Raw genomic sequence first — 17,271 nt, 5'->3', positions numbered from 1 at the left:
AACTTTCCGAGGCCCCGGAGCCAATAAAAATTTCAAGTATTTGGCTGATTGTCTTTAACTTATAACGTAATTGCCAATCTACTTCTGTACGCAGCACTAAAATGTAATGGTGCCATGATTTTAAATCGGATGAGTAAAAAGCCACCCATGGTGGAAAAGGAATTGAAACTCCGGTAAAGGCTCTTAGAGTTACTTAGCTGATCCATCAATTTATACCAGGTAACAATTCAGTTACAACGTGCACACGTTTCCCTGCGTGTGCTCAAATACAAATTGATTAAATCATCTTACTTTCAATGCCATACAAGTACCTGTAGTTGTATGTAAGTATAATGGTTTACTTACCCAAAAAACCCATCCCTATTATGACTAAAACAAGGCTTTTTCTACTCCCATCCTTTCGGTTTTCCTTGTGGTTTGTACCTTATGGGCTTAAACCAACCAGAAATGAAGCCTGTAATCCGTCTATTACAGCCGGCAACTCTGCTATTGATCTCCAGCCTGATGCTATCGGGCATTGCCCGTTCCCAGACCGACCAAGTAGCCGTGGAAGCTGTCTTGCAACAAAAAATCACCGAGGCGCACGCCCAGGTATATCAGGGCCGGACCGTGGCCTATGCAGATCTGTTCGCCGAGGATGCCGTTTTTCCGAAGGAAGGCCTGGTCGGCGCCGATCCGATCAGGAACATGATAGCCAGATGGCAGATCCCACCTACCGAATATGCCATTGAGTTCTATCCCCTGGCGCAAATCGATTCCAGCTATGTGATGAGTTATAAAATTACTGAGACCAGCGGTTTTGTCATGGAGTTGGTAGAGGTATGGAAGGCATATTCCGGAGAATTCAAGATCGCTATGGCTAGTGTCGTGGTCTTGGAACCCGGCGGTAGCGCCCAGGGTATATCCATGCAGCGGTTTATCTTATCCTCAGTTGTACTAGGGATAGCCCTGTTTCTGCTATTCATAATATTTAGAAAAGCCGCTCGATGGAAAAGAAAGTAAGTGCACGTCCCCCGTTGCGTTGGGACCTGCAGCGGCTTAAAAAAGACCCGGAAAAGGCCTTTTTCCTGCTCAGCGGTTTCTGGTTCCTGTTCATGGTCCTCGGAGGTTTTGCAGATAGTTTCTACTTCAGCGAATCCCTTACACCGACCCCGCTTTACATCAAAATTCATGGTGTCTCTTACAGCTTTTGGGTGCTGCTGTATTTGGTACAAACCGGATTTGTAGCCACAGGTAATACCTCCTGGCACCGTAAACTGGGACAAATCACCCTGGTCGTATTGCTCGTTTTATGGGCTTCCGGATATTACATTGTACTGTACAAGGCAGCACAAGGGGCAAATTCCCTCCCGGATACCGGGCGCAACCTCTTTGAAATTGGTATGGGGATCGTATTGGTGGTCCTGGCTTTTATCCAGCGCAGGAAGCCTTACGTGCACAAACGTCTCATGCTGGCCGGTATGGTATTGTTGACTATTGCCGCCGTGCCCCGGATTATCCTTAGCTTCTGGAACCTGGAGATAAACGTATGGGCCTATTACGGATTCCATCTGGGGCCGCTGGCAGCCCTGGTGGTATTCGACGTGCTGTATTTCAAATCCTGGAAATGGCTGAGTACCGTATTGCTGCTCGGAATATTCGTCATCGAATTCTTCCGCCTCCCGGGCAAATTCTTTGCATCGGATTTCGGATCCAAAATCCTGGAAGGGCTTGTGGGACTATTTTGATTTGCCGTAACCATCTCGACATCTAAAAGGCAATAGAAAGAGGAGTTAACCCTCCATTAAAATATTGGTTACATCTTTCTTATCACTTTTTGGCCTATACAGAATAGCCTATAATTCCATATTTAGGTATATCGCTAGGATTTAAGACAACTTCTGGCTTCAGATGTACCTCAATACCTGGTGAAGCAATTATCTTTCTTTAACTAGCATACAAGTACTTGTAGGTGTATAGAAGCATTATGGTTTGCTTCCCGTTCAAACCGCAGAACATGCATTTTAGAAGCCTGATTATCCGTGTATTGTCGGGATATTTTCTTTGTAGGCAATAAAATCGGCGGCGATTTTGCTACCTTTCAATCAAAGAAGAACCTTTAAGCACCCCCTTTCAAGCGTCCAAGTCCGGGTCAATTGAGCAATATGATAAGACCTTATCCTATTATACTTTTTATCCTGCTGTTTGCCGCATGTCAAACGAAGGACAACACAAAGCCTGAAGACAAATCGTCTACCGGGCGGTATGAAGGTCCGATTATCGACATGCACCTACATGCCGATTTCCTTGAAGACTATGGAGGGGGCGGGCCCATATGCGTGAATAGAGGAAAGGTAATTTTACCGGGATGGGATCCGGAAAAAGCACTTACCATGGATAGCGTTATACGTTGCGACATTCAGGTACCCTCTTCCGAATCCAATGAGGCATTAACCACGGAAACACTGGAAATGCTTGACAAGCATAATGTCTACGCTGTTACCTTCGGAACACCGGAACGGGTGGGCGAATGGCATGAAAAGTCCCCGAAACGAATTATTCCGGCGCTCTCTTTTACCTCGGAAAAATCGGCCCGGTATACACTATCCGATTATAAAAAATTCCACGAAGCAGGGAAGCTGCAGGTATTTGCCGAAAATGGTGCCCAATACCATGGCAAAACACTTAATGACAAAGCCTATGATTCCATTTGGTCTTTGGCAGAGCAGCTGGATATTCCCGTTGGCGTTCATTTGGGGGAAGGACCGCCCGGTGGCGCCCACCTATTGGGAGGTTCGTCACCTTCGGCCTATCGTGTTTCACTGGGAAGCCCCTTTCAGCTGGATGAGGTACTCATAAAATATCCGAAGCTCCGCGTGTATGTGATGCATTTTGCTTCACCGCTTGTGGATGAAATGATCGCCATGCTCTATTCGCACCCTCAATTGTACGTGGATATCTCCCAAAACAACTGGGGTTTTCCCAGGGCGCATTTTTATTCGCAACTCGAAAGACTGATAAATGCCGGTTTCGAAGAACGGATAATGTGGGGCTCGGATCAAATGGTCTGGCCTGAAACCATTGAAGTGGCTATTGAGACCATACAGGAAGCGCCTTTTTTGGATCCCAGTCAGAAGCAGAAGATTTTTTATACGAACGCCTGTAAATTCCTGCGATTGAGCAATGAAGAAATTCAATCTCATAAAGATTACAACTGAGGTACTCGCAGAAATAGCACCTTTCTTATCTTGAATGAAAACCCTTGCTTCTACTTTTTGAAGAAAATATGCCTGCCTTTTCGCGATTATATTATGTGGAGTTGTTAATGTTGGCAACAAAGTGACCTGGTATAATCAGGAACTAAAACTAAGATTTATAGAAAACGGGCAATCCATAGCAGGATATGAAGTCAACAGGGATGGGACACTGGAAGCCGTATTGAGCAAGTACGGATAACAAACTTTATTTAGGATGAATAATGATTTGGAGAAAATATTAATCATTTTACTTTTTGGATGCCTGGTTTTCGGGTGTCAAGAAAAGCACCGAGATGTTGCATGGGTTAAACTGCCTTCTCCCATATCGGCACAAATAAGATGTTTCGCTGAATCGACAGACGGAACATACTATGTCGGAACTTCTGAATTATACAAATCAACCGATCAGGGTAAATCCTGGGAATTGATGGATTTTGATGGGATGCCGGAAGAAATTATGGTGACTCATAATGGATCCATATTGGTGGGCACGTATCGTGGCGGAATTTTCAAATCTACAGATAAGGGTAATACTTGGAAAAGTATTGGTTTTAAAGACAATGTATACATCTTTAATATTATTCAAACTGAAGAAGGTAAAATTTTTGCTTCCGCAACATTTATAAGCGAAGGAGCTTCCAAAGATGCTAAAGCCGGAGTTTTTATCTCCGAAGATGATGGAGACACATGGGAACAAACTTCCATTACTGCAGAAAATATAAAAGGGGTGTTTAATCCGAAACCTAACCTAGTTTTTGCCTCTGGGACCGGAGAATTTAATTTTCATCGATCCACCGATAATGGGGTGTCATGGTCAGATAATGTGAAGGGATTACCAGATTCCATACCTGTATCAGCGGTTGTTGAATTAAAAGATGTTCTTTTTGCTTCAGTTGGGGATCCACAAGATGCGGCCAGAAGAACCGGTGGAGGAATATATAAATCCACAGATGATGGGTTAACATGGGATAAATCTGACAACGGTCTTTCTGAAAACACAAAAGTGAGTGATTTAACTTTTATTGAAAACACTCTTTATGTGAGTACGGGTTATCAAATAAAAATTGGGGACCGGGGTGTTTTTAAGTCTGAGGACTTAGGAGAAACATGGCATCCGGCAGGATTAAATGAACTACAGCTTCGACTCATAAGAGCCACGAAAAGTCAACAATTAGTAGCAGGAAGTAATGTGTTATCCATTTTCATATCTCCAGATAGAGGAGAGAGCTGGCAGCAAACAGGTAAAGAGATCGAAAACTGGAATGTCTTTCAGGTTATAGAAAATAAAAGCTATTTAATCACTAGCGGCGAATCTGGCATTTGGCGAGCAAAGCTGCCCGTCAGTCAATGGGAACAAATAAATGATGGATTAGGGGGTCTGGTTAAATTATCAAATGGCAACATCCTATTAGCTGAAAATGGTGTGATTTCAAAATCAACTGATAATGGCAGAACCTGGGAATCTATTTCCGATTTGAAAACTGAAATGATATTTCTATATGCGGTAGACGATAATCTTCTTATCGCTTGCGCCCAAAGAGACGGAATCTATTATTCCAATAATAATGGAGCGGATTGGATAAAATATGATGTAGGTCCATTTGATAATAGTCGATTCCGAACAGCGATAAAATTATCAAGCGGGACATTACTAGTCGGGACTACAAACGGAACATTAAGATCAATCGATCATGGTAAAACATGGGATAAGGTAGATGAGGAATCTTATGTGTGGTCTTTTCTTGAAATCGATAATTCAATTTATGCTGGAGGATATGCTCAAGGTGTTCGTAGATCTACTGATGATGGTTTAACATGGAGAGAATTTAATGGAGGGTTGAAAGGAGAAGATAGTTATCTAACCGTAACGTCATTATGCAAAACTTCAGATGGCTCAATTATCTGTGGCACTTTGGGTGAGGGAATCTACAAACTAGGAATAAACGACAGTATTTGGAGTGAATACAGTACAGGTTTGGAAGATCTGGTCAATTTTGGAATAATCGAAGGGAATGCCGAGGTACTTTATACCACCTCTGGAAAAGGTATTTATAAAAGAAATTATTAAACCTGGCATTTCCCCAATCTGTATAGAACGCAATCTTTCTGCGTTGATGTACTAGGACCAAAATAGTATACCAGGTAACAATTCAGGTACGACGTTTATACGTTTCCTTACGTGCTCTGACATACATAATAATTCAATCATCTTACTTTTAATGCCATACAAGCACCTGTAGTTGTTTAGTGGTATAATAGTTTACTTTCCGTCCAGACCACTGAAAAGCAAAACCCCCCGCACGAACGTGCGAGGGGTTTTTTGTTTGCAAATGGATTGAATGAATTCAAAATAGCCATGCGGCCGGGGAAACAGATCGTCCGGCCGCTTAACTTGCTCCTTCCTTAACGGCGAGAACAGAAATACTGAAGATACCATAATTCTTAGTGGTGCTTAGGGCCCTTTCGGATACAAAACTATAGTCATTACTCTTCAATCCAAGGATCCGAAACCCAGCTGACCGGATCAAATCCAGGTACTCCTCCCTTGGTACGGCTCCTGCCACACAGGCAGCCCACAGCGAAGGGTTACAGGTTATTTCGGTCGGGAATGATCTGGTTCCCACAATATCCGAGATGGCCAATCTCCCCCCATCGCGAAGGACCCGGTATGCTTCCTGAAACACCTTCCACTTCTCGCTTGAAAGATTTATAACCCCGTTTGAAATCACCACATCCATTGCAGCATCCGTCATGGGAATCTCTTCAATGTAGCCTTTCAAAAAACGGACATTCCTGTACTGTCCTGAATTTCTGATGTTTTCTGCCTTATTCAATTGTGCATCGGTCATCTCCAGGCCATAAGCCATTCCTGACGGACCTATTGCCTGTCTGGCATAGAAAACATCCGTGCCGGAACCACTTCCGAGATCCAGGACCCTTTCTCCCTGCCGTAGATCGGCTAAATCGAAGTGGTAACCCACCCCGGCAAAAGAGGCAAGTGACGGTTCAGGAATACGATCGATATACTCAGAGGGGTATCCAAGTTCCAGTGCCAGTTCTCCTCCTGTCTCAAAATGGTAGGAAGCATTCGGATCTGTGGCAACATGTGTGTATACAGCCTTTATTTGGTCTTCAAGTTCCCTTTTATTCACTTGGGGGGTCTTCTTTACAGTTTCCATGACTCCAATTCAGGGATTAAGATGAACGGTTACGGGTACTTTGTTTGTTACGATATCAAAAACAGGGGATTGATGCGCAAACGATATCAGCATTTGTCTTTCCTCATCGGTAAGATCTCCCTCTATCTTAAAGGAAACCCTGATCCCCTGATACCCGTTCCTCACGGTCCTGTCCAGTCCCAGAAAACCATTGACATCCAAATCGCCTTCCAAAGAAGACTCGACGCTGTCAACTGAAATATCCCGGGCCGCGGCATGCAACATCATCGTGGTTGTCATGCAGCCGGCCAGGCCGTGCAGGATAAATTCAACCGGGTTGGCCCCCTCATTGTTTCCCAAAAGGATCGGAGGTTCACTGTTGTCAAACACAAAAGGTTTTTCACGTGAGGTGTCCTCCGCACAGCCTCCAAAGAATTCCTTAATGGTGCTGCGGTTGTGACCCCCGCTTATCCACTTATTCCTGACCCTGAACCTGAACTTTCCAATATCGGGGTTGCCTTTTATGGCATCCAGGGTGTTCATGATGTCGAGGGACTTAAATCCGTTTACTTTTTTTTCCATTGTTTCCATGATTATAGTTTTAGAGATTTTTAGTGGTTGTCTATGTGCATGGGACGTGCCAATTTTATAACTTCCTGACTAAGTGCGTCTTGCGTGATTTAGATAGATTAATTACATGACGATATATCGCCATTTGCAAAATTTTGGGTACCTTATTTTCGTCATTGCATTAATCCAAGTCCGATGAACCAAAAGAAGAAAGTGCCTGGGTTAATCGCCCTGAAACAAATCATTGAAACCACTTCTGCATATACCGGTGATGAATTCTTTAAATCCCTGGTACAACACCTGGCGGCGGTTCTGGATGTCTACGGTGTTTGGATCACGGAGTTATGGCCGGAAGAGAACAAATTGAATGCGCTTGCCTTCTGGCTGGACGGGGCACACGTGGACCAATACACCTATCGCATAGAAAACACCCCCTGCGAACCGGTATTACAGACCCATCAGATTTGTCATATTTCCAACAATGTTATTGAGCTATATCCGAATGATCCCGATTTAAAACCCATGGGAGCAGTGAGCTATATGGGACTTTCGCTGCGCGATACGGACGACCGTGTAATTGGTCACCTGGCGATGCTGGACAATAAACCGATGCCTGAGATTCCAGAGGCGTTTGCCATATTTAAAATTTTTGCTTCCAGGGCTGCAGCTGAATTGAGGCGGGTGATCGCACAACGTAAAATATCGGAGAGTGAATCCAAATTAAAAAGGCTGGTCAACGGGACCTCGGATGCGATTATTGAATTTGATTCCAGCTTCCGGATAACCCAGGCTAATCTGGCGGCCCATGGACTGTTTGGCTACGCATCCGGTCAAATTATCGGAAAGCACCTTAAGCAGATGTTGGACATAGAGTCCTATAAATTGATAAACACCATCCTTCCCGGAGATCTTGTATTGAATGATGAGTTACGTTCCCTGCGACTCAAGGATACACTTACCTGCCTGAAAATCGACGGGGAATCCTTTCCGGCTGAGGCAAACCTGTCCCAATACGAATCCGATGATCGGATCTATTTTGTCTTATATATCCGAAGCATCAAGGATCAGCTGCTTGACAAGTTAGAAATCCAGACGCTACGGGTGGAATCTTCCGTGCTTAAGGAGAAGGTCCATGAGCACGAATTCAATTATATCATTGGTAATTCAAGGGCCATAAAGGAATGCGTCAGCCAGGTTCACCAGGTAGGTCCCACAGATGCCAATGTCCTTATCCAGGGGGAAACGGGAACCGGCAAGGAGCTGTTTGCCCGGGCAGTCCACCAGGCCAGCAACCGCCATGGCAGACCAATGATTACCCTTAACTGCGCTGCGCTTCCGGCCGAACTTATTGAAAGTGAATTATTCGGCCACGTCAAGGGGGCTTTCACAGGGGCCGTATCCACCCGGGAAGGAAGGTTTTCCCTCGCGGATAAAAGCACCCTGTTTCTTGACGAAATCGGAGAATTGCCCCTTGCCCTGCAGGCTAAGCTGTTACGGGTCCTGCAGGAAGGTTCATTCGAGCCTGTGGGGAGTTCGGAAACCAGGAAAGTGGATGTCCGCATTGTGGCCGCAACCCACCGTAACCTTAAGAAATCCATTGAGGAAGGAAAATTCAGGGAAGATCTTTTTTACCGCCTGAATGTGTTTCCCATTCATATCCCACCACTCAGGGAACGAGGGAAGGATATCGAATTGCTGGCCAGCGCCTTCTTTAAAAAATTCGCAAAGAACAGGGCGGTCTCCAAAGACCCGTTCTCCGAATCGGACCTTGCCCGGCTGTCGAACTATCATTGGCCGGGGAATGTCAGAGAACTTCAGAACATTGTGGAGCGCTATATAATTATCGGCAGGAATGGACATCCGGACCTGGAAGGTATGCTTCCAAAGAAATCACCCTCCCAGGATGGGCATGCTGAGACAACGCATGAAGGGATACTGACTATGGATGAAATGAATAAGCTGGAGAAGAATAATATCATCAAAGCTTTGAACATGACCCACTGGAGGATTTCCGGCGAGGGAGGAGCCGCTGAGTTATTGGGAATACCCAGGACAACACTCGCATCAAAAATCAAGAAATTCGGAATTTCGAAAATCGCCCAATAATCCTAACAGGTCACTAATCAGGTACTACGTACACACGTTTCCCTATGTGTATTCACATACACTATAATTCAATCATCTTACCATTACTGTCATACCAGTAGCTATCGTTGTATAGAAGCCTAATGGTTTACCTCCCGTCCAGAACGCAAGATGAAACCCTCAGTATTTACCGGGAGTTTTGACGTTTTAGCATTGTCCTTTTTGAATTGAAAATCCCTGCAAATTCTTCATTGGTGCCATCCAGAAAAAGGAACGATATCAATAGACAAATAAGACGTTCCCAGTAAAATCAGCATATTTTCTTACATTAAGGATAAGATTTTAAATTTCCATATCCTGATTTACAAATAAAAATCCCTATCTAATAGTTGTCCTCATAATCAATTCAAAAGCCGGGTTCAAATTTAATTTCGCGCACTGTTTAGGCACATCGGTTATTGAATAACCTGATTTTTGAATTAGCATGGTCAAACCTTGATAATTATGGAAAAATATAGGCAAATACATCTGTGGATGATTCTTCCCATGCTTATTATGCAATTGGGCATATTTATGAACTATTGGGGAGATTTTTCGAATAAGGCATGGTCTGTCCATGTGCATTACTGGACAGGAACATTCTGGTATCTCTACTTAATTGTTCAACCTTATTTGGCAACTCACGGATATTTGGACAAACACAGGACCAACGGAATGATAGGATTCCTGCTTGCAGGTGGCGTAGTGTTCACCGCGCTTAGCATGAACCATCGTAATATTTTGCTCGCCGAAACTGTCGCTCAATTTCCAGATCAGTTTGGTCCTTTCGAACCGTGGTTTTTCTACGGGGTAATCGCAATCGAAACTGTCATGATGCTGTCTTTCCTATTTGCGATAATACAAGGTATAATACACAGGAAATCACTCGAAGATCATGCATGGTGGATGATTTCTACCGTTTTCCTTATAATCTGGCCCGCACTTAGCCGGGGAATCCTCATAGCCTGGTATGGGCCGGGTGGATTTATAGACGAACCCACGGCCATGCCCCCATTTCATTTTACAAGTGTCTTTATTATAATTTTAATAGTAATAGCTGCCTGGAAATATAAAAAGCTGAAACACCCTGCTACCATTCTGGCTTTGGCGGTTAACTTTTTCAATTTCCTATTAGAACCTATAGGACGCTCCTCTGCTTTTAGATCATTCATTGATCTGGTCATAAAAGGATAATAATGCATTGAAGCCTATTTAATCCATACGTTAACGGCACGTAAAATTAGATCCATGAAATACCTTCTCCTGCTTTTTTATAGTTTATATGGTTTTTTGTTTGCAGATAACTAAAAGCCCGTGTAAAGCTCAAGGACTGATATACAGTGTATGGGATATTCTTGATTGGGAAAGCCGAATATCGGGGTTAGGTTAAAACATGGGTGTACAAGTGTTAATTGCCATATCCCGGATTTTGCTCAAGGTTAGGATTTGCATCTATTTCTGACTGTGGAATAGGCATCACGAGCCGATCCGCATTGTAGGGAATACCGTCAATGTCTTCCTTCAGTCGTTTAGCGTCGTGTATACGGTGGCCTTCGAAGGCGAGTTCCCTCCGTCGTTCATCCACTATATCCTGGAGGGTAAGCGCGCTTAAAGGCGCGGCATTGGACCGCGCCCGGAGGATATTAATCTCCTCTTCGGGGGGCAGCCCCAGACTCGTACCTTCACGGAAATTTCCTTCGGACCGGATCAAGTGCATTTCGGCTACCCGGATATACGGCACATTGGCAAATAGAGCCTGCCACTTGGCGGAAAGCCGGTTTCCTGTCTTTTCATAAAAAAAAGATGCGCGATCATCCGGGCCACTGAAAAGATCCAGAAAAGGATCTGCTACGGCCAGGATACCCGAAGGAGCAAGCCCTCCAAAATCACTGGACGCCCAGAAGAAATTAAACCCATTATACCCGTCCTGGGGAGTAACCTGCCATGCTAAAATATCTTCAACCCCCGCTGATTCATTGTTAAACGCTGCGGCCAGGTTGGGTGCCAGTTCATGTTCACTGTTCACCAGCACATCGTGCGCGGCATCCCGGGCCGATTCGAAATTCGCCTGCTGCAGATACACCCGGGCCAGCAGGGCCCTGGCCGTATAGCGATCTGCCCGAAAGCCATTTTTGGAAGGCAGGAGCTCATAAGCGTCCTGCAGGTCAGAGATGGCCTGCGTATAAACTTCCTCCAAGGGATTACGGCCTGGAAACTCCAATTCGCTTAGGTCTGTTACCCCATTGAATACCAGAGGAACTCCGGGCTGGGTATTGCGGTCGCCCGGTTCATATGGAAGCGCATAATTCCGGGCCAGTTCAAAATATAATAAGCCCCTGAGGAATTTGGCCTCACCTTCAAAAAATGCCCTTTTCACAGGGTCCTCTTCCAAATCCAGACTTTCCAGTACAATATTGCAGAGGTTGATTGCGATATACGCCGTACTCCAGAATTCGTAAACAAAGGAATTGTCCACATTAATTTCCTTTCTTTGAAACGCCTGGAGCGGCGTAATAATACCCTGATAGGCAAGGTTGCCCTCATCGGCCAATAATTCTGTCGCGGTTTGGAAACCTCCTGCGAGTTCATCATCTGCATAGGCGTATGCTCCCAAAAGCAGTTTATCCAGGTTGGCCGGGTCGGACAGCAGTTCGTCGGGAGTCAGGGAATCCGTGGGTTCCAAATCCAGATTGTCGTTACAGGCCAGTAAAAACAAAAACAGAAAGATATAGACCGGATTTATTTTCATATCAACGTCTTAAAAATCGATATTAAAGCCTAATGTGATGGTCCTTGCAGGGGGGGGCGAATTATAAGTTGCACCAGTAAGTAACGAAGCGCCTTGAAGGAAATCCGCCGTGGATTCCGGGTCCCGGCCCGTAAAGTCCGTAAAGGTCAGCAGGTTTACCCCGGTCAGATATACCCGGACGCGGTCCATTCCTGCCTTTTCCGCAACGCTTGCCGGCAGGGTATACCCCAGGGTCGCATTGCGCAACCGTATAAAATCGGCGTCTTGCAAATAGCGGGTGGATTCCTGGTTGCCATTCCCCCCGAAAAGCCGGGCCTGGGGAACATTGGTAATGTCTCCGGGCTGCTGCCAGCGATTCAGCTGGTCCCTGGTTTGATTGTTGAAAACATTGGCATTTGAGGATTGCCATTTACCAGGTGGATTATAAATCTGCGCGCCCCACTGACCCTGAAGGGTGAAAGAAAAGTCAATTCCCCCGAAACGAAGGTTATGGGTCATCCCGCCGAACACATCCGGAAAAGGGTTGCCCACAACCCTGCGGTTGGCCTCATTCCAGTTTGTGGTGGTGGAACGGTCCAGACTGCCATCCGGGAGCACCGTGTTCCGGTAGAACAGCGCATTCCCATTATCCGGATCCACCCCTGCATATTCCACCATATAGAAGGAGGCCAGAGCTTCTCCTTCCCTGACCAGCCTCAAAATATTTGTGATGTCTGCACCATTGGGAAGCGCAATGACCCGGTTGCGGTTAAAGGCCAGGTTGAACGAGGTATTCCAGGTGAAATTTTCGGATATGATGTTCTGACTATCCAGTGTCCACTCCAAACCCGAATTGCGAATCTTTCCCGTGTTCCGCTCAGTTTCGAACCATCCATTGGTAACCGGGATAGGGGTAGAAAACAACAGATCCCGGGTGGATTTGACGTAATAGTCCAGCGAGGTGTTCAGGCGATTTCCGAAGAGCCCGAAGTCCGCCCCAAAATTATATTGGGAAGTCTCCTCCCAGCTCAGGGCTGGATCTCCCAACCGGTCCAGCACGAATCCCGGCTCCTGGTTGTAAGTCCGGATACCGAATTGCGTTTTACTGGCAAAAGGGTTGGTATTGGAATTGCCCGTAATTCCCCAACTCACTCGCAATTTAAGGTTGGAAAGCGTCCTGCTATCCCTTAAAAAGGGTTCATTGGAAGCTATCCAACCCAGGGAAGCGGCCGGAAAGGTTCCGTATTGCGAATCCATCCCGAAGCGGGAAGATCCATCCATTCGCAGGCTGGCCTTAAACAGCCACCGGTTTAGTAAGGTAGCGCTGAACCTTGCAAAATAGGACACCAGGCTGGCCCGCCATTCGCTGGAATAACCCCCTGTTATTTCGCCGGCGCTGTCCAGTTTCCGAAGTTGATCCGAAGGAAAGTTCTGGCCCTCCAGATAGAGGCCCTTTACCAGGAGTTCCTCGTAGGACATACCCAGGGTGGCATCGAAATCCCAATCCTCCGTATCAAAGCGATAGCCGAAATAATTGTTCAGGACGTACTTCTCCTCCTTAACGTCCAGGGCGTCTCCGAAACCATCCACTGCTGCCGCCTGGGAAAGGCTTCCCCAAAAACGTTCCTCCAACTGGTCCGTATAATCATAGCCGAATTCGGAACGGAAATTCAGGTTTCTGGCCAAATAAGCCTCTAAGTGGAGTTTGGCAAAACCACGCCAGATATTCGTCTCAAACTCCCCGTTGTACTGATCCATCAGGGCATTGTAGACAAGGGTATTTGTATTCGGGGTAACCCCGTCCTCTTCGTAGGGACGACTGAAAGGGATTTGTGAAACCATGGTATAGGGATTGCCGAAAAAGCGATCATTTTCGACTCTGGAAAGCTGTGTTTTGCTGAGGTTCGAAATTACCCCCAGGGTAAGCCAATCTTTCGCCTGGTGCTCGATCCGGGCCCTTAGCGAGTAGCGTTCCATGGCATTTCCCAACACAATACCCTGCGTATTATTGTAGCCTGTCGAAAGGTAAAAAGTGGTTTTGTCGCCACCTCCGGCCGCACTGAAATTCAGGTCGTAAATACTCCCGGATACACTGGCCAGGTCCTCCCAGTCCGTATCGACCCTTCCTTCCCTCCAGTCGGCCTCATCCCTCGCGTAGCTGTTAAAGAACGCAGCAATTTCGGCTTCCGTCCATCCTGAATTCAGGGCAGCTTCCGTATACAGCTCCACGTATTCCTTGGTGTTCAGCCAATCGAGCTTACTGGTGGGCTCACTCCAGCCGTAAGCGGTCTGAAGCGAAAACCTAGTCTCCCCTTTTCTGCCGCTCTTTGTGTTAATAAGCACTACGCCATTGGTTGCCCGGGACCCGTAGATGGCCGCCGCAGAAGCATCTTTCAAAATCTCCACAGACTCGATGTCAGCCGGGTTCAACGCAATAAGGTCATTGATGGGGGAAGCCGAATCTTCGATGCTGAAATCAGCCTTTTGCAGGGGGATGCCGTCCAGGACATAGAGTGGTTCCTGGCTGCCTGAAATGGTGGCACCACCCCGCACGCGAATCCTGAAGCCACTCTCAGCCCTTCCCCCAATCTGTTCGATCTGCACGCCGGCAGCCTTCCCGGCCAAGGTTCCCTGCAGGGAAGTGACGGGTATTTCTTCGATTTGATCCGAATTGATTACGGCAATATTGTCTGTAAGCTGGGCGCGGGTGGCCGTTCCATAGCCAATCAAAAGGACTTCGTCAAGATTATAACCGGGCAGCAAGGTTACGTTTAACGTGGTTGCCACTGCCACCTGGATTTGCCTTGAATTAAATCCCACGTAACTGAATACGAGGGTTTCCCCCTCTGCTGCCTGTATCTGATAATCCCCATCGAAATTCGTTATCGTCCCCCGGCCAGTGCCCTGCACAACCACATTGGCACCCGGCAATGGCTGGTTGAAATTATCCCGTACCTGTCCTGTAATGATCTTTTCCTGAGTCCATACAGATGAACCTGAAAAGATCAGCACGGCTACGGCAAAATTTGTCAGAATGGTCTTTATGGCAATTGGTTATGGTCAGTAAAGGCCAATGCCAATTACTGTTGGTTGATTTAGTATTCCTTCCAGGCCCCACCGTTACCTATCGGTGACTGGGACCAGGGGGTTGAGCTTAGTGGGGAGAACTGACTTAAATTTAAACAAAAAATACTTAGCCTTTGGGGCGCACCAGCTGCTGGAACCTGGGGTCGTCGAACAGGGGCCTGAAATGGTAATCATAGGCGTAACTCCATGCGTCAAAACCATATCCCTCCCGGATTGAAGTTGCCAAATATTCAAGTGCCTGGTCGGGGTTGCCCCGGATGGTTTCGGCCAGTGCGCGTAAGTAGGCAGAAAAACCATTAATTCGTGGACCCCAGTAATGTTCAATCAAATTGTCGATCTTTCCGGTTGCTCCCATACGGGCATAACAGGGGATTAGATCCGCCATTATATCGGAATCATCATCAATTTCCCGGTAAGATTCCAAATGCCGTGCCGCTGCTTCATGGTTTCCCATGAACATCTCGGCTGTTCCCAGCCATTGCAGATAATTAGTTTTATCCCGGTTGGCCAGGGCAAAATCCTTTAGCTGACCTCCATAGATACGGGCGAGGCTGTCTTTCCCTTTAAGCATAAGTGTATTGCAAATCCGGTACAGAAGGGCAGGCTTTCCCACCGGACCTCGTTCCGGGGCCGCCAGGATCCGTTCCGGCAATTCCCCGTAGCGACCGGTCTGAATCAGTACCTGGGCATACATTCTGTTTTTCCAGGGATCGTTGACGATTTGAAGGTCCTTTTGATACATGGTATAAATGGAATCGAATTCCTTGAGCATATATAGCGGTACATCCCTCCCGTCACTAAAATGTAACTGATCGCCTGCCTGCCCGATGTATAAGGAATCCCATTTATTTCGGAGTTGAAGCGCCCTGCTGGGATAATTGGCTCTTACATATTGCCCCATGGCCCTGGAAAATGAAACTTCGTCGCTCGGGTCCATCTCGAACATTTCTTCGGCTATTCGTGCCGCCTCAAGATTCTCACCATAATTCCTTTCCCATTCGAATTCATAGTTTTTCCGCTCCCAGGTGGTCATTTGGCTCTTCAGTTCCCCGAGTACAGTAAACAAGGAATCTTTTTCGCCGTAACGCCCCATGTTGTGATAAGCAACATGGAGTTTCAGCAGCGGGGTCCGGAAGGTGGTATCCAATTCAAAGGCCTTCAGAAAATGCACTTCCGACATCGCAAAATATTTGTCGTCGCCTGTCTTATGTCCCTGATTAAAATCCTCCAGACCCTCCTGATATTCCTGATACGCTTCAAAACGGGGCGGGTTTTGCCGGAACCGGGACAGGTCCCGAACCTCCCAATATCCGAGAATTTCCTCAGACAGTTCTTCCAGGATATCACTTTTTTGTGTTTGAGGGCGGATAATCGGTCTGGGGGCGTGCACGATGAGGCCCGTCTGGGTATCCATGATGTTTGCCTGCACAAAGAGCTGGTTATCCTGGATATAGTATTTCCCGATGATCAGTATCCCGATGCCGCTTTCGGCAAAAAGCGCTGCGATATCAGGGGGAGCAATTCCGGCCTCTGACACTACCTCCTTCAGCTTATCGGCCCCCACGATCTTCACCTCTCCCGTTTCCATCAGCTCCGAGGTAAGCCAGCCGGAAACCATGGGACCAAAACCGTCAAGGCCGGCCTGGTTGGTTTCGTTTTCAAACGGGAGAATGGCCAGGTAACTGTTGCGCTGCTCCTCGGTCAGGGAGGGACTGTCGGGGCGCAAAAACCAGATCCCGGAAACCGCTACCAGCAGGGCAGCTACTGCCAGCAACACCTCCCGCCGGATGAGGCGGCGTTTAGGAGGCTTGAACTTGCCTTGAAGATCCTCCCGCCGGGGCACAACGATCCCTTCGTTTGTCAGGGCAAAGACCTCGAGCGGTTCCTCCACGTTCTTGAAGTCGAAGGAGCCCATCGGTTTGAGAGAGAATTCTGGTTTATTGATAATCTGGTCCCTTACGGATTTGGAAACCAGGATGCCCCCGGCAACACCCATGGATTCAATGCGGGAAGCCACATTGACCCCGTCGCCGAAAACATTGTCTTCGGTAAAAATCACCTCGCCCAGGTGGATGCCGAACCTTACAGGTACTTGTTTTTTACTGAATACGGGCTGAAGTTTCAGGGTACACCGCACCGCCTGGCTGGTGCTTTCAAACGAGAGCAGGCAGGCATCCCCGAAGTACTGGACGATCTTTCCCCCATAGGTTGGAACACATTCTTCCAGTTGTTCCTTGAAAATCCCGAGAAGTGCCATGGCGTTTGCCTCGTCATCCTGCATCAGGGCCGTATACCCCTTAATGTCGCCGAAGACAATCGTGCTTAGTCTTTGGTTATCTCCCATTTTTTGATCTTAATTGGAAGTGTT

The 17,271-nt window shown here is 46.8% G+C and carries 11 protein-coding genes; 6 read left to right on the top strand and 5 right to left on the bottom strand.

Features of this window, described 5'->3' with window-relative positions; all coding sequences use genetic code 11:
* The first annotated feature begins 447 nt into the window (after window positions 1-447).
* The 4 genes from H7F20_RS04700 to H7F20_RS04685 all read left to right on the top strand — a co-directional run bounded on the left by H7F20_RS04700 (window position 448) and on the right by H7F20_RS04685 (window position 5,304).
* A complete protein-coding gene (locus tag H7F20_RS04700; protein ID WP_185784959.1) occupies window positions 448-1,002 on the top strand; it encodes a hypothetical protein in 555 nt (184 codons plus the stop codon).
* Complete coding sequence (locus H7F20_RS04695) at window positions 987-1,727, top strand: hypothetical protein (protein WP_185784958.1); 741 nt, start codon at window positions 987-989, stop codon at window positions 1,725-1,727. The genes H7F20_RS04700 and H7F20_RS04695 overlap by 16 nt, the downstream gene beginning before the upstream one ends.
* A 417-nt stretch (window positions 1,728-2,144) precedes the next feature.
* A complete protein-coding gene (locus H7F20_RS04690) occupies window positions 2,145-3,197 on the top strand; it encodes an amidohydrolase family protein (RefSeq protein WP_185784957.1) in 1,053 nt (350 codons plus the stop codon).
* Between the two features lie 253 nt (window positions 3,198-3,450).
* A complete protein-coding gene (locus tag H7F20_RS04685) occupies window positions 3,451-5,304 on the top strand; it encodes a hypothetical protein (RefSeq protein ID WP_185784956.1) in 1,854 nt (617 codons plus the stop codon).
* Between the two features lie 319 nt (window positions 5,305-5,623).
* Here the strand turns inward: H7F20_RS04685 and H7F20_RS04680 are convergent, their stop codons facing one another.
* Together H7F20_RS04680 and H7F20_RS04675 are read right to left on the bottom strand one after the other, a co-directional pair.
* Complete coding sequence (locus H7F20_RS04680) at window positions 5,624-6,415, bottom strand: methyltransferase domain-containing protein (protein ID WP_185784955.1); 792 nt, start codon at window positions 6,413-6,415, stop codon at window positions 5,624-5,626.
* Window positions 6,416-6,424: 9 nt separating this feature from the next.
* Window positions 6,425-6,985 (bottom strand): OsmC family protein, encoded by a 561-nt coding sequence (locus H7F20_RS04675; RefSeq protein ID WP_185784954.1) that lies wholly within the window; start codon window positions 6,983-6,985, stop codon window positions 6,425-6,427.
* Window positions 6,986-7,159: 174 nt separating this feature from the next.
* Here H7F20_RS04675 and H7F20_RS04670 point away from each other — a divergent pair, with 174 nt between their 5' ends.
* On the top strand, window positions 7,160-9,070 hold the full coding sequence (locus H7F20_RS04670) for a sigma 54-interacting transcriptional regulator (RefSeq protein WP_185784953.1): 1,911 nt from the start codon (window positions 7,160-7,162) through the stop codon (window positions 9,068-9,070).
* A 483-nt stretch (window positions 9,071-9,553) separates the two neighbouring features.
* On the top strand, window positions 9,554-10,282 hold the full coding sequence (locus H7F20_RS04665; RefSeq protein ID WP_185784952.1) for a hypothetical protein: 729 nt from the start codon (window positions 9,554-9,556) through the stop codon (window positions 10,280-10,282).
* Window positions 10,283-10,496: 214 nt separating this feature from the next.
* On the opposite strand, the gene H7F20_RS04660 is transcribed toward H7F20_RS04665, so the two are convergent.
* The 3 genes from H7F20_RS04660 to H7F20_RS04650 form a co-directional block, all read right to left on the bottom strand.
* Window positions 10,497-11,837, bottom strand: coding sequence for a RagB/SusD family nutrient uptake outer membrane protein (locus tag H7F20_RS04660; protein ID WP_185784951.1), 1,341 nt, complete (start codon window positions 11,835-11,837; stop codon window positions 10,497-10,499).
* Between the two features lie 9 nt (window positions 11,838-11,846).
* Window positions 11,847-14,828, bottom strand: a complete 2,982-nt coding sequence (locus tag H7F20_RS04655; RefSeq protein ID WP_370588474.1) for a SusC/RagA family TonB-linked outer membrane protein — start codon at window positions 14,826-14,828, stop codon at window positions 11,847-11,849.
* Between the two features lie 181 nt (window positions 14,829-15,009).
* The gene (locus H7F20_RS04650) at window positions 15,010-17,247 is read right to left on the bottom strand and encodes an adenylate/guanylate cyclase domain-containing protein (protein ID WP_185784950.1); all 2,238 of its coding nucleotides are present in this window, start codon (window positions 17,245-17,247) and stop codon (window positions 15,010-15,012) included.
* Window positions 17,248-17,271: the final 24 nt, after the last annotated feature.

It is taken from the genome of Robiginitalea sp. SC105, assembly GCF_014243345.1.
Taxonomy (GTDB): Bacteria; Bacteroidota; Bacteroidia; order Flavobacteriales; family Flavobacteriaceae; genus Robiginitalea.
The sequence above is the reverse complement of the archived record's forward strand: the minus strand, read 5'-3'. Positions and strand labels throughout refer to the sequence as shown.